Origin of the sequence: Streptomyces sp. MBT53 (assembly GCF_016654115.1) — a bacterium.
Lineage (GTDB): Bacteria > Actinomycetota > Actinomycetes > Streptomycetales > Streptomycetaceae > Streptomyces.
In genome coordinates, this window is sequence record NZ_JAEQAZ010000171.1 from 1 (window position 1) to 18,868 (window position 18,868).

The following is an 18,868-nucleotide window of genomic DNA, read 5'->3' on the forward strand; positions in this document are numbered from 1 at the left end:
CCCCGGCGGCGATCATCCCGCGCAGCGCCTGCGGTTCCGGCAGTCCGGACTCGGGGGCCCAGCCGCCACGCGGTGGCAGCACCCCGGCCCACGGCGGGCCGGTCACCGCGGCCGGCACCCGGGCCGTGGCCGCCGACTCGTCGAGGGATTCCAGGAGTTCACCGGCGGAGACGGTCACGTCGAGCGTGGCGTCGAGGCCGTTCTCGTACGGCTTGGCGAGGCGCACCGCGCGGATGGCGAGCACCTCGAAGGACGGCGGGCGCCCGAAGACGGCGAGGGCCGTGCCGGCCGCCTGGAGGCGGACGGCGGCGCCGCGGTCGTAGTGCAGCAGCCGGGAGAGGAAGGCCGCGAAGTCCGCCGCCTCCCCTTCGTCGGCGAGGTGGAGGACCGTCATGCCGCGACGGCCTCCTCCTCGTCGTCGTCCCGGTNCCGGTGGACGAGCTGGCGTTTGTAGTCGATCTCGTGGCGCGCCACGACCGAGCCCTGCTTGAAGTCCTTGTCCGGGCGGAACAGGAAGTCGATACGGGCTTCCTCCAGGTAGCGGAGGAAGACCACGTTGTTGACGTGGCCGTACGCGTCCATGTCCGCCCAGCGCAGTGGGCAACGGTAGATGTGGCGCAAGAAGATCAGCCCCGGGTCAGCTTCTTGTAGGTGGCGCGGTGCGGACGCGCGGCGTCCGGGCCGAGCCGCTCGACCTTGTTCTTCTCGTAGGACTCGAAGTTGCCCTCGAACCAGAACCACTTGGAGTCACCCTCGTAGGCGAGGATGTGCGTGGCCACCCGGTCCAGGAACCAGCGGTCGTGGGAGACGACCACGGCCGCACCGGGGAACTCCAGGAGCGCGTTCTCCAGCGAGCCCAGGGTCTCGACGTCGAGGTCGTTCGTCGGCTCGTCGAGGAGCAGCAGGTTGCCGCCCTGCTTGAGGGTGAGCGCGAGGTTGAGGCGGTTGCGCTCACCGCCGGAGAGGACGCCGGCCGGCTTCTGCTGGTCGGGGCCCTTGAAGCCGAACGCGGAGACGTAGGCGCGGGACGGCATCTCGACCTGGCCGACGTTGATGTAGTCCAGCTCGTCCGAGACGACGGCCCACAGCGACTTCTTGGGGTCGATGTTCTCGCGGCTCTGGTCGACGTAGGAGATCTTGACGGTCTCGCCGACCTTGATGGAACCGGAGTCCGGCGTCTCCAGGCCCTGGATCATCTTGAAGAGGGTGGTCTTGCCGGCGCCGTTCGGGCCGATGACGCCCACGATGCCGTTGCGCGGGAGCGTGAAGGAGAGGTCGTCGATGAGGACCTTGTCGCCGAAGGCCTTGGAGAGGTTGCTGACCTCGACGACGATCGAGCCCAGACGCGGGCCCGGCGGGATCTGGATCTCCTCGAAGTCCAGCTTCCGCATCTTGTCTGCCTCGGCGGCCATCTCCTCGTAGCGGGACAGACGCGCCTTGGACTTGGCCTGCCGGCCCTTGGCGTTGGAGCGGACCCAGTCCAGCTCCTCCTTGAGCCGCTTGGCGCGCTTGGCGTCCTTCTGGCCCTCGACCTTGAGGCGGGAGGCCTTCTTCTCCAGGTAGGTGGAGTAGTTGCCCTCGTAGGGGTGGGCGCGGCCGCGGTCGAGTTCGAGGATCCACTCGGCGACGTTGTCCAGGAAGTACCGGTCGTGGGTGACGGCGACGACGGTGCCGGGGTACTTCGCGAGGTGCTGCTCCAGCCACTGGACGGACTCGGCGTCCAGGTGGTTGGTGGGCTCGTCGAGGAGCAGCAGGTCGGGCGCTTCGAGCAGCAGCTTGCAGAGCGCGACGCGGCGGCGCTCACCACCGGAGAGGTTGGTGACGGGCCAGTCGCCGGGCGGGCAGCCCAGGGCGTCCATGGCCTGCTCCAGCTGGGTGTCCAGGTCCCACGCGTTGGCGTGGTCCAGGTCCTCCTGGAGCTTGCCCATCTCGTCGAGCAGGGCGTCGGAGTAGTCGGTCGCCATCAGCTCGGCGACCTCGTTGAAGCGCTTGAGCTTGCCCATGATCTCGGCGGCGCCGTCCTGCACGTTCTCCAGGACCGTCTTCGACTCGTCGAGCGGGGGCTCCTGGAGCAGCATGCCGACGCTGTAGCCGGGCGACAGGAAGGCGTCGCCGTTGGAGGGCTGCTCGAGGCCCGCCATGATCTTGAGAACGGTGGACTTACCGGCACCGTTAGGTCCGACCACACCGATCTTCGCGCCGGGCAGGAAGCTCAGCGTCACATCGTCAAGGATGACCTTGTCGCCGTGCGCCTTGCGCGTCTTGCGCATGGTGTAGATGTACTCAGCCAAGAGAAACCGTCCGGCAGCTTGAAATCTGGAGTGGGCAGATGTAGTCCATCTTGCCTGACCCCTGGCCCTCGGGGGAAACGCGTATGGGCGAGGGGGCTGTGAGCTGGGGGTTGGCCGCGGGCTGCGGCGCCCGGTCCGGCGGAACTACACCGGCTGGCCCTCAGTGCCGTGCCACGGCCCGTAGTCGAAGCCGTTGCCGACGTACCAGTCCAGCCTGGTGCCGCTGCAGACACCGCTGTGGACGTCGAGGAAGTCGTAGTCGACGGCCTTGATCGACTTCTTGGGGAAGGTCACCGATATCTCGGTGGTGACGGTGCCTCGCGCGGGGATCGTGCCCAGGGACAGGGTCGTGGAGTTCCACAGCGGCAGTGAGCCGTTGGTCTTCTTGTTCCAGTGCAGGCTCATCCTGTGCCAGTGGCCGTTGCCCACGCGCCACTGCACGAGCGGGGCCGGCCCGCGGTTCCGCATGAGATTGCCCAGGGCGAAGACGTAGGTGGCCTTGGGCAGGGTCACGGACTCGGTGTTGTGCACCCGGAGGCGGGCGTGCAGCGCCACGCCCGCGCGGGTCGCCGTGGGCACCACCGACCCGGCGGCGTCGGAGACGGAGACCGCTCCGTATCTGCAGTCGTATGCCGCGGTCGTCGCCGTCGTCGCGGCCCGCGGCTGGGCGGCTTCGGCCGCGACGGTCCCGGGCACTGCGCCGAGCAGACCGGTCGCGATCATCACGACCGCTCCACGGCGAACGGTGAGCTTCATCAGTGGTTCCCCCCGATTCGGTGTCGATGGTGTTGCGTGCCGCCGCCGCTACCGCTCAGCCCTGCTGTCCGGGCTTGCGGTCGCGCAGCAGGATCAGGGCGGTGGCGCCGATGCCGACCAGGCCGAGGGCGACGACCGTGATCATCGGGGTGATGGCGGAGCCGCCCGTCTCGGCGAGGTTGGTGTCGGCGGCGGTGCCGCCCACCGTGGCGGGGCTGGGCTCGCTGAGCGTCTGGGTCACGGCGCCGCCCGCGTCGCTCTGCGTCCGGCAGTCGAGGACTCCGGCGAACCGCTTCGCGTAGCCGTGCGGCGCGGTGATCGTGAAGTCGTACGCCTGGTCCTCCTGGAACGGGATCGTCACCGTCCGGGACGTCCCGGCGTCGATGTCGTGCTCGACGCCCATGAGATCGAAGGTGAACGTCTCGTCGCCCTCGTTGGCCGCCGTGATGTCCACGCCGCCCGCGGCACAGTTCTTCCGTGCCGACAGTGCCGGTATCGGCCCCGTCTTCGCCCAGTCCGCGTCGGCGGCGGCGGAGACCGTCGACTCGCTGGAACCGGCGAGGATCTGCGTCTGGCTCCTGTTCTCGGAGGTGAAGGCCCGGCCGACGGGCACGGTGGTGGAGGCCTGCACGGTCAGCTCGGCCGACCCGTCCGCCGCGCGCTCGGGGACGTCGAAGAACACCTGGCTGCCGTCCGCCGCCGACGTGACGGTCTTGCCGTCCTTGTCGACGATGCGCACCCCGGTCGTGGTGGCGTCCGCGGGCGGTGTCAGCGTCACCCCGTTCGCGTTGGTGTGCACCGTCACCGGGCCGAGCCGCTCGCCGGGGTGACCGGAGACCGCGGGCGGGTCGAGGGTCAGCGAGGCCTGCGGCTCGGCGACGTCACGCGCGCTCTTCTGCAGGTAGTCCGCGAGCTTCTCCGCCTGCGGGTCGACCGCGTCGACGTCGGCGCCGTCCGAGTAGCGCCAGATGGCCACCTGGGTGCCGGCCGCCGCGTCGCTCTCGGTCAGGCCCTTGGTGCCGGCCTTCGCGGAGAGCGCCGCGAGGTCGTTCACCTGCGGGTAGGAGTTCTGCAGGATCCAACGGATCCTGCCCGCGCTCTTGTTGGTGCCCAGCGACGTGCCGCTCCACGCGGTCTCGTGGTACTTGGCGTCGCGCTGGGTGGGGTTCTGGAGATCGACGCAGTACGTCTGCAGGGTGCCGCCGCCGTCCACGGACATCTCGAACAGGCCCGCGGAGACCTGCACATCGCTGCCGCCGGCGTCGTGGATCACGGCGTCGCCGTACGTCTTGAGCCCGCCTATCGTGGCCGTCGCCCCGCCCTGGGTCTGCGGTGTCTCGTCGGCGAAGGCCGGGCCCGCGCCGGCCAGCACACCGGCGGCGACGAGTCCGCACGCCCAGGTCGCGGCGACGAAGCGCACGGCGCCGCGGCCACGTGGTGACAGCGCGGAGAAGACGGACAACGCAGAAGACACGGAATTCCCCTTCGAGCAGGACCCATGGGCGTGGGGGGCGTGACGTGGTCCCACCAGCAGAATCTGTAGCGCCGAGAGCTGTGCCCGAGCTATGTCCGGCATCCTAGGGAGGCGGGCGCACCACGTTCTCCAGTCGGGTGATCCGATAACCGTTCCGAATCGGAATCGTTATCGCCAAGATCACCTGCGAGCGTGGCTTATCGACAAATCCACCGAGTCATTCGGAACGCATTCATCGATAAGCCTCGGACAAGCCGTAGTTCGATCAGCTCGGGGCATTCACTGACATCACGTCACCGCGACGGGCTCGGTCTTTCGCCGCCGGTCCGGTTGCCCGGAGACCTCGGCGGAATCCCCGGCCGGTGTCTCCCAGTCGGGCTCGGGCCGGGGCGGAGAGGCCGCCGTGTCCGGCCTGTTGGCCCGCCGGAAGGCCGAGGTGCCGCGCGCCAGGTCGTGGCCGATCGCCACGGCGTCGAGGTCCGCCCAGGACCGGTTCGGCTGCCCCTCGCGCGCCTCCTCGCGCAGCTTCAACCGGCCCTGGACGACGACCGGGTCACCGACCGTCAGCGACGCCGCCACGTTCGTGGCCAGCTGTCGATTGGCCCACACCGTGAAGAAGTTGGTGTGGCCGTCCGTCCACGCGCTCTTCTCCCGGTCCCAGTAGCGCGAGGTCACCGCCAGCCGGAAACGTGCCGACGGTCCCGCCGCCAACTCCCGGTACACCGGCGGTGTCGCCACATTGCCCACCGCGCAGACCATGGTCTCGTTCATCGCGCATCCCTCCCTCACCCGGCCGCGCAGGCCAGGCGGAAACGCGTACGGGCCCGTCCCGTACGGCTGCAGTCAGACTGCCTCCGCCGAGCCGGGCCCGCTGAGCGCTGTGCACCACCGCCCACCTGTGGAAAACCTCATCACCCGGACGAGGGAACGACGTTCGGACCGAGGTTCACCCCGTCCCGATCACCCCGTCCCGACGCCCGCCCCGGTGACCCGCCCGTACTGCTCCCGCACCTCCCGGTACCGCAGCAGCTCGGCGGCCAGCGGATCGAGCACCCGTGCCCGGCCGCAGCCCGCCGCGGCCTCCCGCAGTCGCCGCTCGGCGTCGAAGCCGTAGCGCCGGGCGGGGCCGCGGGCCGCCATCCGGCAGCTCCACTCGACGAGCGGGCCGCCGATGATGCCGGCCACCATCAGCAGCACCGGCACCCCCAGGTTCGGTGCCATGAACCCGATGATCTGGCCCAACAGCCAGAGCCCGCCGACGACTTGGAGGATCGTCATGGACGCCTGCGCCAGTACGGCCGCGGGCCACCACCCCGGTCGCGGCGGGCGCCCCACGGGCAGCCCGGCCCGCGCCGCCAGCTCGTCCAGCGCCTCGGGCAGCCCCTGCGCCCCGCGTACGGCCGCCTCGCGCACCGCCTGCGCCCAGGGCGCGGGCAGCCCGCCGGAGGCCCGGTCGGCGACCGTGCGGACCGCCTGTTCGACGCGCTGGCGTGCCGTGGCCTCCTCGTCCTCCTGGGCCCGGACGGGCAGTCGGCCGGTGGTCGGTTCGCGCCGGTCGTTGTACCAGCGCCACAGCCGCAGCCAGGGCGTGCCGCAGGCCCGGTTGGCGTTGCGCAGCCAGGCGCGTTCGGCCGCCTCGCCCGCCGCGGTCGCGCCCACCGAGTCCGCGAGCCGCGCGGCGAACTCGTCCCGCGCCTCCTCGCTGAGCCCGGTGCGCCGCCCCGTGGCGTACACGGGCCGCAGCCGCCAGGCGGCGGCATCAACATCGGCTGAAATTCGCCGTGCCGCCGCTCCACGATCCGCCACGAACTGGCCCAGAACCTCCCGCAGTTCGGGGATGCCGTCCCCGGTGAGCGCGGACAGGGACAGCACGGTCGCGCCCGGTTCGCCGTACTCCCCCAGGGCGATCCCGTCCTCGTCGAGCAGTCGCCGAAGATCGTCGAGAACCTGGTCGGCGGCCTCCCCGGGGAGCCGGTCGATCTGGTTGAGGACGACGAACATGACCTCCGCGTGGCCCGCCATCGGCCGCAGATAGCGCTCGTGCAGGATCGCGTCGGCGTACTTCTCCGGGTCGACGACCCAGATGACCGCGTCGACGAGGGCGAGCACCCGGTCGACCTGCTCGCGGTGCGCGACGGCCGCCGAGTCGTGGTCGGGCAGGTCCACCAGGACGAGCCCGCGCAGCTGGGCCTCCATCTCGGCGCTCTGCAGGGGGCGTCTGCGCAGCCGTCCCGGGATGCCGATCCGGTCGATGAGGGTGGCCGCGCCGTCGCTCCAGCTGCACGCGATGGGCGCGGCGGTGGTGGGCCGTCGTACGCCCGTCTCCGAGATGGCCACTCCGGCGAGCGCGTTGAAGAGCTGCGACTTGCCGCTGCCGGTGGCGCCCGCGATGGCGACCACGGTGTGCTGTCCGGAGAGCCTGCGCCGCGCGGCGGCCTCGTCGAGGACCCGCCCCGCCTCCGCGAGGGTCCCGCTGTCGAGGCGGGTCCTGGAGAGCCCCACCAGTTCGCGCAAGGCGTCGAGACGGGACCGTAGCGGCCCGTCGTACGCCAAGGGGGCCGGGACCTGGGCGGGGTGCGCCGTCTGCTGTCCCCGGGAGGCCCTGATCTCCACGGCGGCGGCCTGCTGCGCGGCGGTGGTCTCGTTGACCCGCCGCGCGATGAGCCCGTCGTCCCAGGAGCCGGTCGCCTCCTCGGGGTCCGTGGGGTTCGCCGGGTCCACGGCCGCCCTGGATTCCGTACGGCCGGAGGTGTCGGCCCGCACGCGCGCGTGGCCGTCGGTGTCCTCCTGGTCGCCGATTTCCTGTGCGGCCTCTACGGGAGGCGGGTTTTCAGGGCGCTCGTCCTTGGCGTCCGCGTCGCGGCCGTCGTCGGCGTGATCGGCGTGGTCCATCTCGTCCGTGTGGTCCTGGTCAGTGACGGCAGTCACCGGTCACCTCTCCTTCTGCAGTACGGACAGCGCGGCGATGAGTTCGGCCTGGGGTTCGGGGTGCACGTCGAGGGCGTCGAGCGGGGCGAGCCGGCGTTCGCGCTCGGTGTGCACGACCCGGTCCAGGTGGTCGTTGAGGAGCCGTCCGGCCCGGTCGCGCAGCCGCAGCGCCCCGTGGGCGCCGATCCGCTCGGCGAGCCCCTCCCCCGCGGACCTCGCCCTACGGCCGCCCAGCAGCGCGGTGGCGACGAGGGCGGCGACCACCTCGGGGTCGGGGGCGATGCTCCGGTCGAGGTCGGCGACCTCCTCCTCGGCGTACTCCTCCAGCTCGCGCCGCCAGCGCCGTACGGCCATGCCGATGCGGTGCTCGGCGCTCTCCAGCGAGGGATCGCGGTCGGTGAGCTCTGGGGCGCCCGCGGCCGGTTCGCGGCGCCAGGCGTCGTCGACGCGCTCGTCGGCGGCCGTGACGGCGCACAGCAGCAGTGCGGCGAGGCTTTCGGCGAGGGCGTCGAGGAGTTCGCCGGCGGAGCAGTCGAGCGGGAAGGCGCGCCAGCGCTTCAGCGCGTCCCCGGCGAGCACGGCCCCGGCCTGCAGCCGGCCCCGCACGCGCGCGTGCTCGCTGTCGTAGGCCCCGTCGACGGCGGCCGTGAGCCGCAGCGCGGCGGCGTACTGGGCGGCGGCGGCACCGGCCAGCTCGGGCATCCGCGACTTGAGCGAGTCGAGGACGCCGTAGGCCGTGCGTGCCATGGACTGGTGCCGGGCTGCGGGGTCCTGGGCCTGCTGCACGAGCCAGCTCCGCAGCGTCGCCACGGCGCTGGCCGGCAGCAGCCCGCCGCCCCAGGCGGACTCGGGGAGTTCGGGCACCGTGAAGCGCGGTACGTCGCCGAGGCCGGCCTTGGCGAGCAGGGCGCCGTACTGCCGGGACACCTCGGACACCACCTGGTGGGGCACCCGGTCGAGGACGGTCACCAGGGTCGCGTTGTGCTCCTTGGCGCTGCGCAGCAGATGCCAGGGCACGGCGTCGGCGTAGCGGGCGGCCGTGGTGACCATCACCCAGATGTCGGCCGCGCAGATCAGTTCGGCGGCCAGTACCCGGTTGTCGGCGACCAGGGAGTCGATGTCGGGCGCGTCCAGGAGGGCGATTCCGCGCGGGAGGGAGTCGGCGGTCTCGACCCGCAGAACGCGCATACCGTCCTCCCCAGGGAGGAGCAACTCGTCCCCCGGGTCCTGATGGGGCACCCACACGCGCGTGAGGTCGGGCAGCACGCGCATCCCGCTGAACCAGTGATGGTCCTCCGGATGGCAGACCAGCACCGGTGTGCGGGTCGTCGGCCGCAGCACGCCGGCCTCGCTGACCCGGCGCCCCACAAGGGAGTTGACGAGCGTCGACTTGCCCGCGCCGGTGGAACCGCCGACCACGGCCAGCAGGGGCGCTTCGGGCTCTTTCAGGCGGGGCACCAGATAGTCGTCGAGCTGGGCGAGCAGTTCGTCGCGGTTGGCACGCGCGCGTGGAGCCCCCGCGAGGGGCAGCGGGAAGCGTGCGGCGGCGACACGGTCGCGCAGGGCGGAGAGTGCGTCGAGCAGCTGAGGCCGTACGTCCAAGGTCACCACATGTGAAGAATGCCCAATTTTGGGGGAATTCTGAAGCATATGAGCATGCCTGCGCGCCGACGGAACACAACGGACGGAAGGGATGACTGGGGCAAGGGCACAGTCCAGGCATAACGAGTGCACAACACCCGTGGCGCGGGGCACCAAAAGCGATGCACGATTCGTACCTGCCTGCGATTATCAGGACCGCTTCACCGAACCTCCACATCGAGCCACGGAGGGGAAGCAACAGGGACAAGGACCCGGGAGCCCTATCCTTGTCCCCGGCAACGTCACGGACCGGCCCACACCCGGGCACACCACGACCGAGGCCACCACACCCGGCCCCCGTAGCTCAGTGGATAGAGCAGGCGCCTTCTAAGCGCTTGGCCGCAGGTTCGAGTCCTGCCGGGGGCGCCCAATCACACTCCGCGTTTCTGCAGGTCAGACAAGGTGACTCCTCGTGGCCGACGAGCAGACCGCCCCCCAGGCCCCGCCCGGTATCGAGCCCGACGTGCCCAACGTGGCCCGGATCTACGACTACTTCCTCGGCGGCCGCACCCACTACCCCGCCGATCGCGCGGCCACGCAACGCATCATCGCCGCCAACCCGCAGGCGCCCCTGCTGGCCCGCGCCATGCGCCGCTGGCTGGTGCGGGTGGTGGCCGCCATGACGGCCGAGGGCATCACCCAGTTCCTCGACCTGGGCGCCGGCCTGCCCACCCAGGACAACGTGCACGAGGTCGCCGCCCGCCACCACCCCGGCACCAGAGTCGTCTACGTCGACAACGACCCCGCCGTTCTCGCCCACGGCAGGCCCCTGTTGGAGCCCGGTCGATCCGTGCTGCTCCTGGGCGACGTCCAGGACATGGCGTCCGTCCTAGACCACCCCGACCTGCACGCCCTGATCGACCTCACCGCCCCGCTCGGCGTCATCATCTCCGGCGTCGTCCACTTCCTGCCCGAAACACCCGCCACCGCAACCCAGTTCGCCGCCCTCCGCGACCGCCTGGCACCGGGCAGCGCCCTCGCCCTCAACTCCCTTGTGTCCGACGCCGATCCGACCGGCGCCACCACACTGTTCCGCCTCTACCAGGGAGAGACCGGCCGCGGGCAACTCCGCACGGCCCATCAACTCCAGCAGTTCTTCGGCGACTTCGACCTCCAGCGACCGGGCCTCGTACCGCTGGACGACTGGCGCCCCGACGCGCCCGTCCCGGTGTCCGATCTTCCCAAGCCCTTGATATGGGGCGCATGGCGCGCAAGCCGTGAGCGCGGAACCGCAGTTCCCGGTGAAGCCGCCCAAGATCCCGTGCGCCCACCGCGATGCGGGCGGACGGAGTCGGCCGCGCGGGCTGTTGCCTCCGGGCATCAGGCGGTCTCCGCCGAAATCACTCTCGGTGAGGGATTCCAAAATACGCGTCGGCCCGGCCTGACCGATGGCTCGTCCACCCGTCCCGACGGGCACCTGAGCCCTACTTGGGCCACGGCTTCATCCCCTCGGGCGCATGAACGCAGATCAGCGGGCGATCCGCGCTCACCATGAGGTCCAAGCCCTCGCAGGGTGTGCTTCCGATGCTCCAGATCAGGCCGTTCGCGTAAGCGGCCACAGCCCCGTCCGGGCGCATGAAGACATGCGAATAGCTGAGCCACCAGCCGACGGGAAACCATGAACCACCGAGGGTTGAGCCGATCGCCGAGGATTCGTCCTGATGCCTGCCGCCGGCCCCCACGGCATCGACGAAGAACGGTTCGCCGTTGATGAAGTTGGGGCCGTCCTCACGGGCCGGCCCGATCTTCAGACCTCGGAATGATTCGAGGAAGGCAGTTGCCAATGGGCTCGGAATGTACCCCTGCTCCTCCAGAGACCGGATGTCGGAGGACACGTCGAGGTGTCGCCCGGGGTACCAGCCGGCCTGCCGCAGGGCGGAAACCGTCGCCGGGTTCAATCGGGAGATGAAATCCGCCGGTTCGCCGCTCACTAGTAATTCGCCCCCAAGCTGTCCATCACTCGGCGGCACGCCTTGCACGGGGTGGCAGGAGCACCGTGGTCATCCTTGGGCGTATCGCTCACATGCACCGTAGTCATGTTCCCGCCTCGGATACCGGGTTCACCTTCTCTTGCATACGCCTTGCTCAGGCACTGCGTCTCCGCACATCCACCGTTCATCGGGTGGGCCTACTCCTCGAAGATCTCCGCCATTTCATCCGGAGCGGTGACGGGCTCCTTGTTGTCCGATCGGCAGACATGGCCGCTCTGAGATTCGTATTCGGCGGCGAAGTCGCTTCCCCGAATCTTGCCCGCATCGGCTACGCGACGGTGAGGCAGCTGGGCTGAGGTCCGGGCCGCCGGCGCGGCCGACCCACCGCGCCGGTGACTCGATCGCTCTCGTGTTTCCCCCCGGTTTCCGTTACGTCCCGATGGATACGTAATGGTCAAGACTTGGCCCCGAACGCTTGTGGGGTTCCCCATGGGAGCCGATCATTGGCCGAATCCCGCCCCTCGTCCCCGCAGGAGCTCCCGGTGGCCGCTGGTCAGACAGCCTTCGAGCCGGCCGACGCGCCGGCCGCAGCCCAGACGGAGCGGCAGAAGCTGCGCAAGCACTTCGGCCGTTTCGACATCCTCTTCTTCCTTCTCTGCACCATCGTCGGCGTGGACACGATCGGCACGGTCGCCTCCTCCGGCGCCGAGGCGTTCACCTGGCTCATCGTGCTGGCCGTGGTGTTCTTCATCCCCTCGGCGCTGCTGATCGCCGAGCTGGGTGCCGCGTTCCCCGAGGAGGGCGGCCCCTACATCTGGACCAGCCGGGCCTTCGGCCGCCTCGCGGGCGCCGTCAACAACTTCCTGTACTGGATCACCAACCCGGTCTGGCTCGGCGGCACCCTCGCCGTCGCCGCCGTCACCGCGTTCACGACCTTCTTCAACGACGGCAAGGACCTGAGCACCCCGGCCTTCTACGCCTTCGCCCTCGTCTTCATCTGGGTGGGCGTCCTCGCCGCGATCCTCTCCTTCGACGTCGGCAAGTGGATCCCCACCATCGGCGCCTGGAGCCGCTTCGTCCTCCTCGGCTTCTTCACGCTCACGGTCGTCGTCTACGGCATCAAGCACGGCCTGCACGGCTTCGGCCTCGGCGACTTCTCCCCGACGTACGCGGGCTTCGTCGGCCTGGTGCCCGTCCTGATGTTCAACTACGTCGGCTTCGAGCTGCCCAACACGGCGGGCGACGAGATGACCGACGCGCAGAAGGACGTGCCGTTCGCGATCTTCCGCAGCGCCGCCCTGTCCGTGCTCCTCTACGCGCTGCCCATCCTCGGCATCCTGCTCGTCCTCCCGGTCAAGGCCATCACCGGCCTCGGCGGCTTCCTCGACGCGATCCGCCAGGTCTTCACCGTCTACGGCGGCAACGTGGCCGCCGACGGCACCGTCACCAGCAGCGGCGCCGGCACGGTCCTCGGGGACATCGCCGCGATCCTGTTCATCCTCACGGTGCTGTCCTCCGGCGTCACCTGGGTCATGGGCTCCGACCGCGCCCTCGCCGTCTCCGGCTACGACGGCGCCGCGCCCCGCTTCCTCGGCGTGATCTCCAGCCGGTTCGGCACCCCGGTCCGGGTCAACATCCTCAGCGGTCTGGTCTCCACCCTCGTCCTGGTCCTGGCCCACCAGCTGACCAACGGCAGCGCGGCCAAGCTCTTCGGCGCCGTCCTCGGCCTCGCCATCTCCACCACCCTCATCAGCTACCTGGGCATCTTCCCGGCCCTCGCGGTACTGCGTTACAAGGCCCCGGACGTCCCCCGCCCCTACAAGGCGCCCTTCCCCCGCACCATCAGCGTGGTCCTCACCGTGCTCATCCTGTTCGCCAGCGTGCAGCTGATCGCTCCCGGACTCGGAGACCACTGGTTCAAGAAGGACGAGTACGCCGTGGACGGCTGGACCCACGCCGAGCGCTGGCAGTACCTCCTCACCGAGGCCGTACCGCTCGCCGTCTTCATCCTCCTCGGCGTCCTCTTCTGGGCCCTGGGCAAGCCGACCCGCACGGCCAACTCGCTTGCCAAGGAGTAGCGTTCCTCCGTGACCTTGCGCTGTGTTGTCCTCGACGACTTTCAGAACGTGGCGACCGAACTCGCCGACTGGTCGGTCGTCGAGGACACGGTGGACGTCGTCAGCCTGCGTGAACACCTCGACGACGAGGGCGAGTTGGCCGCCGCCCTCGCCACCGCCGACATCGTGGTCACCCTGCGCGAACGCGTCCCCTTCCCCGCCTCGCTGTTCGCCCGGCTCCCCCGGCTGAAGCTGCTGATCGCCTCCGGCATGCGCAACACGGTCATCGACTACGCCGCCGCCGAGGCGCACGGCGTCACCGTGTGCGGTACGGCCAGTTCCTCGGCGCCGCCCGTCGAACTGACCTGGGCCCTGCTGCTCGGCCTGGCCCGGGGCATCGTCGAGGAGAGCAACTCCCTTCGCGCGGGCGGCCCTTGGCAGCAGACCGTCGGCGCCGACCTGCACGGCCGCACCCTCGGACTGCTCGGCCTCGGGAAGATCGGCAGCCGGGTGGCCACGATCGGGCTCGCCTTCGGCATGCGCGTCACCGCGTGGAGCGAGCACCTCACCAAGGAGCGCGCGGACGAGTTCGGCGTACAACTCGCCGCGTCCAAGGAGGAGTTGCTCGCCGACAGCGACTTCGTCTCGGTCCACCTGGCCCTCGGCGACCGCTCCCGAGGGCTCCTCGGCCCCGCCGAACTCGCCCTCCTCAAGCCCACCGCGTACCTCGTCAACACGTCCCGCGCGGCGATCGTCGACCAGGACGCCCTGCTCGCCGCGCTGCACGAGGGCCGTATCGCCGGTGCCGGAGTCGACGTCTTCGACATCGAGCCGCTCCCCGCCGGCCACCCGATGCGCACGGCACCGCGGCTGCTCGCGACACCGCACCTCGGCTATGTGTCGCGGGCCAACTACACGACGTACTACGGCCAGGCCGTCGAGAACATCCAGGCCTACCTGGCGGGTTCACCCGTACGACAGCTGCCGTAGGTCACGCCTCGATGCGCCGGTAGATGCCGTTGCCCCGCCGCAGATGGTGCAGGTCCACCAGGTAGCGGCGGAGCGTCACATGGTCGATCTCGCCCTCGTCGCACCAGGCGCGCAGCTTCTCGTTGACGATCCGCTCGGGGTACTCGACGCCGGGGGTGAAGGTCTGCTCGGCGATGTGCTGGAGCACCACCTGCTTGCGGGTCCACTGGGCGGGCAGGCGGATCAGCCGGCCGCCCTGGACGAAGGTCCGCAGGATCATGTCGGTGTGCTCGTCGCCGGTGGACGGGCCCTGGTCTGCGGGCTCCTCGCCCTCGCGCGCGAGGTTCCTGAACAGGTCGTAGTCGACGCGGAGTTCGCCGTCGTCCATGGTCTTCACCACGCCCTGCTCGCGCAGCTTGAGCAGCGCGAGGGCCGTCCCCTTCGGGGTGAGGCCGGCCACCTGGGCGACCTCCTCGGAGGTCTCCGCTCCCAGGGCCACCGCCGCGAAGGCACGTACTCGGTTCTGCTCGGCGAACAGACGGAACAGTTGGTCGGTTGCCATGCCGGGAGGCTAGTGGACACCGACCGCCGGGGGCACCGAATTTCCGGCCGTCGAACGTCCTCTCCCGGCGCTCGAAGTCCTGTTCAAAAAGGTGATCCCCGCGCTGTCGCCGTTACCAGGCATGGACCGCCGCGTTGAACCCGAAGTGCGGCGGCGAGTCCTGCAGTCGCACTCACCGAACCAAAGGAGAACGTGATGTCTCGCATCGCGAAGGCGGCCGTGGTCGCTCTCGGCACGGGCGCCGTGGCGCTCAGTGGCGCCGGCCTGGCCATGGCGGACGCGGGCGCGCAGGGTGCGGCCGTCGGTTCGCCCGGCGTCCTGTCGGGCAACGTCGTGCAGGTGCCGGTCCACATCCCGGTCAACGTCTGCGGCAACACCATCAGCGTGATCGGCCTGCTGAACCCGGCCTTCGGCAACACCTGCGCCAACGTGAGCGGCCACCACGACAAGGGCGGCCACCCCGGCCCGGGCGGCTACGGCGACAACGGCTACGGCCACTGATTCGACCGCACGCGCGGACGGACGTACGCGAAGAGCCCCGGCACCTCAGGCGCCGGGGCTCTCCCCGTGTCCGCGACCGGTCAGCCGTAGCGATAGATCCTGCTGACGTCCTCCAGCTGCTCCGGTGTCACGTCCCACGGCGGCATCCGCTGCTGCCGTGCCACGATCCGCCCCTCCTGGTCGTCGCCCGGCCCCGGCGGCTTCGCCGGGAGGTAGCGGGCGCCGCGGTGCTTGTTCTGCCAGCGCGTCCACTGGAGGTCAATGAAGGCGTGGTGCAGCCAGAACACCGGGTCGTTGACCGAGGCGCCGCCGAGCATCACGCCCCCGACCCACTTGTGGACCCGGTTGTGGTTGCGCCAGGACGCGCTGCCCGAGCCGGTGCCCCAGCCTTCGAGCCGGTTGCGGAATCCGGTGCGGGAGGTCGAGTCCCAGGGCGCGGTGTCGTAGACGGGATCCGCGAGCGCCCCGTCCAGGTCGCTCTTCGTCGGCAGCGCGATCGGGGCACCGGCGCGGCCCAGGTCCCGGGTGAGGTACGGCTCGTCGGTGATGTTCTCCGTGATCTTCCACTTGCCCGCCGCGTACGCGAACGGCCCGGTCGTCACCTGGTGGTCGGAGCGCCGCCCGGTACCGCCGAGCAGGTCCTTCGTCCAGGGCAGGGCACTCGCGGAGCGGTCCCGCGTCCAGTCCCAATAGGGCACCGTCACCGAGGAGTCGACCCGGCGCAGCGCCCGCTCCAGGTCCAGCAGGAACTGCCGGTGCCAGGGCAGGAAGGAGGGCGCCATGTGCGCGGAGCGCAGCCCGTACTCCCCGTCGGGCACGAAGAACTCGATGTGCGTGCGCACGAACTCGTCGTACTCGCCCCGCCGTTTGATCTCCAGCATCGCCGCCACGAACCGCCGCTTCTCGCCGGCGGTGAGTGTGCTGACGTCCTTACGCGTGTACGCCATGGTCTCCCCCCATGTGCATCTGCCCCATCTGCCCGTCCGCCTCCCGCAGTTCACGGCCGGGGCTGAGCTCGTCGACGGCCGCGCGGGTCGCCTCCAGCGCGGTGGGATACGAGCGGTAGTGGTCGACCATGCTCAGCCAGGTGCCGTCCGCGCGCCGCATCAGATGCAGCGGCCGGCCGTCGACCGTGACCTGCCAACTCCCCTTCAGCACACCGCGGATACGACGGCCCCGGTACGTCTCGTCGAAGGCGGTGTCCCCGGGATCCTCCCCGGAGCGGGTGGGCCGGGAGGCCGCGACGACCGGCACCAGCGCCACCGCGAGCACGGCACCGAACGCCCCGCGCAGTGCCTCCCGCCGCGTCCTGCGCACCGACCCCGGTCTGACCGGCTCCCGGCCCACCGACACTCCACCGACACTCACGCTCATGGCCCAACTCCCTCGTCCGTTCCGACCGTTCGAGGGGCTAACCGTCCGACCCCCCGCCCGGTCACCGTCCGAAAGCACCCATGACATGCCATGACATGGGGAAGGGCCCGGGTCGCACCACCCGGGCCCATGTCCACTCCGGCCGTACGGCCGTATTCGCTCCCGCGCTACGGCCTAGAGGCCGGCCCCCGTGACCAGGTCCGCGCCCGGCACGGTCTGCAGGACCGGGGCCAGGACGCCCGCCTGGGGCGCCTTCAGGTCCGGGAGGCCGAAGTTGTCGGGGTTGGGCGGGGTCAGCGGGACGTCCAGGGCGAGGCCCGGGGCCATCGTGCGCAGGTCGGAGGCGGGGGTGCTGACGCCGACGTGGTCGAAGCCGTCGCCGAGGACGTGCGGCAGCGGGGCGCGCAGGCCGATGCCGGGCAGGCCGCCGTGGACGGGGAGCTGGGGCAGCGCGTGCTCCGGGATGAGCCGGCCCTCGACGTACCGCGGGCCCTCGGGGGTGCCCGGCATCGGCACCGGGATCTCGCCGCCCAGCTTGGGCAGCGCCATGCCGAGGGCGCTCTCCGCGCCCTCCAGCGGCACGGGCACCGGGACCGTGCCGAGCGCGGCGGCGGGGGTCGCGGCGGCGGCGCCGGTCGCGGCCGCCACGGCCGTGATGACGGCGGCGATGGTTCCTCGGGTGGTCGACTTCATCGTGAGTACGGTCCCTTTCGGAATTCGGAGGCTCTGCGTTCTGAGGCTCTTTGTGCTGACCGGGTAACGATCCCGGGAAGGAGACCAGTTCAAGATTCCCCCGGGTGCCGCAGTAGTCAGCTTTTCCCGAATTCCCATCAACGGGCCGGAACCGGCTTCCCGTCAGCGGGCCGGAACCGGCGTTCCCGCCCGCTGTCCGGTCGTCAGCCGCGCAGGCTGCGGGCGGGCAGGACCACGTGCGCCGCGGCGGTCAGGGTCTCCTCGGCGCCCGCGAACTCGGCCAGCGCCTCGGGGGTGACGGGCTTGCCCGGCTCGGCCTCGGGCCAGGGGCGGGTGGTGAACACCAGGTAGGCGAAGCCGCGTTCGCCGACCGCCGCGAGCCACTCGGGCGGCGGCACGCACTGGGCGTTGAGCTGCGGCATGTTGAGGACGGCCTGCCCGGACTCGACGAGCATGGTGATCGGCAGGCTGGGCCGGGTGGCTCCGTCGACGACGTCGCCGCCGACCGGGAGTCCGTTGTCGGTCAGCAGTCGTTCCACCGCGGCGCTCGCGGCCTCGGGGCCGTCCGCGGCGTCGCCCAGGGTGTAGGCGAGGAGGTAGGGCATGTCCCCGTCGGGGGCCTCGCCGCTCCACGCCAGGACGACGAGGGTGCCGAGGTCGGCGACGCGGAAGGGGCGCGTTTCGCTTGAGGTTGAGGTCACCGCGCGACCTTATCGACGGGCCGGAAGCCCACCGGACGCGTTCTCACCCGTCCGGCCGATGGCACGGTCGACCCGCCACACGAACGAGGGACGCCTCGCGACGCCCCTCGAACACCACCGGCGGGCTCAGCCCTGCAGCGGCAGACCGCCGAGCAGTGGGTTGTGCTGGTTCAGCGCGCCGGCCGCACCCTTGACGGTGCTGAGCGGGGACTGCTTGTTCTCGGTGTCGAGCGCGTCCGACTGGTGCTGCAGCGGCATCACGTCGACGGGCTGGATCCGACCACTGGTGAGGGTGTTGACGGCGCCGGTGAGGCTGGTGGGCGTCACGTCGGCGGGGCTGTAGGCGAACGCGGGCGCGGCGGCACCGGCGAGGGCGACGGACCCGGCAACGACAGCGGCAGCCTTCAGGGACTTCATCGTGTTCCTTTCTTCGGCAACTCATGTCACCAGAGGGAATTCTGTCGCCGTGTGTAACGAGTTCCGGCCGGGCCGGAAACCCGTGCGCAGAAACTTTCTGCGCCCCCACCCGAATGCGGAGTGTGTCTCATCGGCGTTTCCCATCCTCATATGAAAAGGCCGTTGGGCCGATCCCGGAAAGGATCGGCCCAACGGCCTTTCTACGACTGCTCGCGTCACACTCCCGGAAGCGCGGGCACCGCCGGAAGGGCCGGCGTCGCGGGCACCGCAGGGAGCGAGGACGTGGACGGCAGTGAGGACGTGGACGGCAGCGCGGGCAGCGCCGGCAGACCGGCCAGGCTCGGCGCGGGCAGCCCGCCGCCCAGCAGCGTGGCCGCGACCACGTTGACCAGGCCCGTCACCACACCGGTGACCGCCGGGACGACCGCGCCGACATCGCCGGAGGTGACGGCGGCGAGCAGGGTGGCGACCGCTTTCTGCAGGGACGCGAGGGCGTCCCCGGCGAGGTCGGTGGGCGCCTTCCTGCTCTTGGAGTCGTCAGCGCTCTTCGGCAGCGCGGGGAGGGCGGGAGTG

At 70.7% G+C, this 18,868-nt stretch carries 18 protein-coding genes, 1 tRNA gene and 3 pseudogenes; 5 read left to right on the forward strand and 17 right to left on the reverse strand.

Going from position 1 to position 18,868, the window contains the following annotated elements; translation table 11 throughout:
• The 8 genes and pseudogenes from JHN45_RS39900 to JHN45_RS39935 form a co-directional block, all read right to left on the reverse strand.
• Positions 1-394, reverse strand: a pseudogene (locus tag JHN45_RS39900) (hypothetical protein); the annotation flags it as partial.
• Positions 395-408: 14 nt separating this feature from the next.
• Positions 409-621: pseudogene (locus tag JHN45_RS39905) on the reverse strand (acyl-CoA thioesterase); the annotation flags it as partial.
• A gap of 5 nt (positions 622-626) precedes the next feature.
• Complete coding sequence (gene ettA / locus JHN45_RS39910) at positions 627-2,291, reverse strand: energy-dependent translational throttle protein EttA (RefSeq protein ID WP_200715578.1); 1,665 nt, start codon at positions 2,289-2,291, stop codon at positions 627-629.
• Positions 2,292-2,435: 144 nt separating this feature from the next.
• Positions 2,436-3,047 carry a hypothetical protein gene (locus tag JHN45_RS39915; RefSeq protein ID WP_200715579.1) on the reverse strand — a complete coding sequence of 204 codons (612 nt, stop codon included), beginning with the start codon at positions 3,045-3,047 and terminating at the stop codon, positions 2,436-2,438.
• Between the two features lie 55 nt (positions 3,048-3,102).
• The gene (locus JHN45_RS39920; protein WP_307783326.1) at positions 3,103-4,521 is read right to left on the reverse strand and encodes a Cys-Gln thioester bond-forming surface protein; all 1,419 of its coding nucleotides are present in this window, start codon (positions 4,519-4,521) and stop codon (positions 3,103-3,105) included.
• A gap of 288 nt (positions 4,522-4,809) precedes the next feature.
• On the reverse strand, positions 4,810-5,292 hold the full coding sequence (locus tag JHN45_RS39925) for a single-stranded DNA-binding protein (RefSeq protein ID WP_200715580.1): 483 nt from the start codon (positions 5,290-5,292) through the stop codon (positions 4,810-4,812).
• A gap of 189 nt (positions 5,293-5,481) precedes the next feature.
• Positions 5,482-7,449 (reverse strand): YfjP family GTPase, encoded by a 1,968-nt coding sequence (locus JHN45_RS39930; RefSeq protein ID WP_201054372.1) that lies wholly within the window; start codon positions 7,447-7,449, stop codon positions 5,482-5,484.
• A gap of 3 nt (positions 7,450-7,452) precedes the next feature.
• Positions 7,453-9,060, reverse strand: a complete 1,608-nt coding sequence (locus JHN45_RS39935; protein ID WP_200715582.1) for a dynamin family protein — start codon at positions 9,058-9,060, stop codon at positions 7,453-7,455.
• Positions 9,061-9,383: 323 nt separating this feature from the next.
• Between JHN45_RS39935 and JHN45_RS39940 the strand changes: the two genes are divergently transcribed.
• Together JHN45_RS39940 and JHN45_RS53520 are read left to right on the forward strand one after the other, a co-directional pair.
• Positions 9,384-9,456, forward strand: a tRNA-Arg gene (locus JHN45_RS39940).
• Positions 9,457-9,502: 46 nt separating this feature from the next.
• Entirely contained in the window at positions 9,503-10,585 is a 1,083-nt protein-coding gene (locus JHN45_RS53520; RefSeq protein WP_307783327.1) for an SAM-dependent methyltransferase, read from the forward strand.
• Here JHN45_RS53520 and JHN45_RS39950 read toward each other — a convergent pair.
• Positions 10,515-11,021 (reverse strand): SUKH-3 domain-containing protein, encoded by a 507-nt coding sequence (locus tag JHN45_RS39950; RefSeq protein WP_201054373.1) that lies wholly within the window; start codon positions 11,019-11,021, stop codon positions 10,515-10,517. The two genes, JHN45_RS53520 and JHN45_RS39950, sit on opposite strands and share 71 nt — an antisense overlap.
• Complete coding sequence (locus JHN45_RS54840; protein ID WP_374195668.1) at positions 11,021-11,209, reverse strand: hypothetical protein; 189 nt, start codon at positions 11,207-11,209, stop codon at positions 11,021-11,023. Before JHN45_RS54840 ends, JHN45_RS39950 begins: the two co-directional genes overlap by 1 nt.
• 354 nt (positions 11,210-11,563) lie before the next feature.
• Between JHN45_RS54840 and JHN45_RS39955 the strand changes: the two genes are divergently transcribed.
• Together JHN45_RS39955 and JHN45_RS39960 are read left to right on the forward strand one after the other, a co-directional pair.
• Positions 11,564-13,099: an APC family permease gene (locus tag JHN45_RS39955; RefSeq protein WP_201054374.1), complete on the forward strand. Its 1,536-nt coding sequence runs from the start codon at positions 11,564-11,566 to the stop codon at positions 13,097-13,099.
• A gap of 9 nt (positions 13,100-13,108) precedes the next feature.
• Positions 13,109-14,068 carry a D-2-hydroxyacid dehydrogenase family protein gene (locus JHN45_RS39960; RefSeq protein WP_201054375.1) on the forward strand — a complete coding sequence of 320 codons (960 nt, stop codon included), beginning with the start codon at positions 13,109-13,111 and terminating at the stop codon, positions 14,066-14,068.
• A 1-nt stretch (position 14,069) separates the two neighbouring features.
• Here JHN45_RS39960 and JHN45_RS39965 read toward each other — a convergent pair whose 3' ends face one another.
• Complete coding sequence (locus JHN45_RS39965) at positions 14,070-14,609, reverse strand: DUF2087 domain-containing protein (protein ID WP_200715588.1); 540 nt, start codon at positions 14,607-14,609, stop codon at positions 14,070-14,072.
• Positions 14,610-14,804: 195 nt separating this feature from the next.
• Between JHN45_RS39965 and JHN45_RS39970 the strand changes: the two genes are divergently transcribed.
• The gene (locus JHN45_RS39970) at positions 14,805-15,110 is read left to right on the forward strand and encodes a chaplin (protein WP_200715589.1); all 306 of its coding nucleotides are present in this window, start codon (positions 14,805-14,807) and stop codon (positions 15,108-15,110) included.
• Positions 15,111-15,190: 80 nt separating this feature from the next.
• On the opposite strand, the gene JHN45_RS39975 is transcribed toward JHN45_RS39970, so the two are convergent.
• The 6 genes and pseudogenes from JHN45_RS39975 to JHN45_RS40000 form a co-directional block, all read right to left on the reverse strand.
• Entirely contained in the window at positions 15,191-16,057 is an 867-nt protein-coding gene (locus tag JHN45_RS39975; RefSeq protein ID WP_201054376.1) for a tyrosinase family protein, read from the reverse strand.
• A complete protein-coding gene (locus tag JHN45_RS39980; protein WP_200715591.1) occupies positions 16,041-16,484 on the reverse strand; it encodes a tyrosinase family oxidase copper chaperone in 444 nt (147 codons plus the stop codon). The genes JHN45_RS39975 and JHN45_RS39980 overlap by 17 nt, the downstream gene beginning before the upstream one ends.
• A gap of 174 nt (positions 16,485-16,658) precedes the next feature.
• Positions 16,659-17,177 carry a hypothetical protein gene (locus JHN45_RS39985; RefSeq protein WP_200715592.1) on the reverse strand — a complete coding sequence of 173 codons (519 nt, stop codon included), beginning with the start codon at positions 17,175-17,177 and terminating at the stop codon, positions 16,659-16,661.
• Positions 17,178-17,380: 203 nt separating this feature from the next.
• Positions 17,381-17,878, reverse strand: a complete 498-nt coding sequence (locus JHN45_RS39990) for a DUF5949 family protein (RefSeq protein ID WP_019065676.1) — start codon at positions 17,876-17,878, stop codon at positions 17,381-17,383.
• A gap of 126 nt (positions 17,879-18,004) precedes the next feature.
• Complete coding sequence (locus tag JHN45_RS39995; RefSeq protein WP_019065677.1) at positions 18,005-18,295, reverse strand: hypothetical protein; 291 nt, start codon at positions 18,293-18,295, stop codon at positions 18,005-18,007.
• Positions 18,296-18,510: 215 nt separating this feature from the next.
• Positions 18,511-18,868, reverse strand: a pseudogene (locus JHN45_RS40000) (hypothetical protein); the annotation flags it as partial.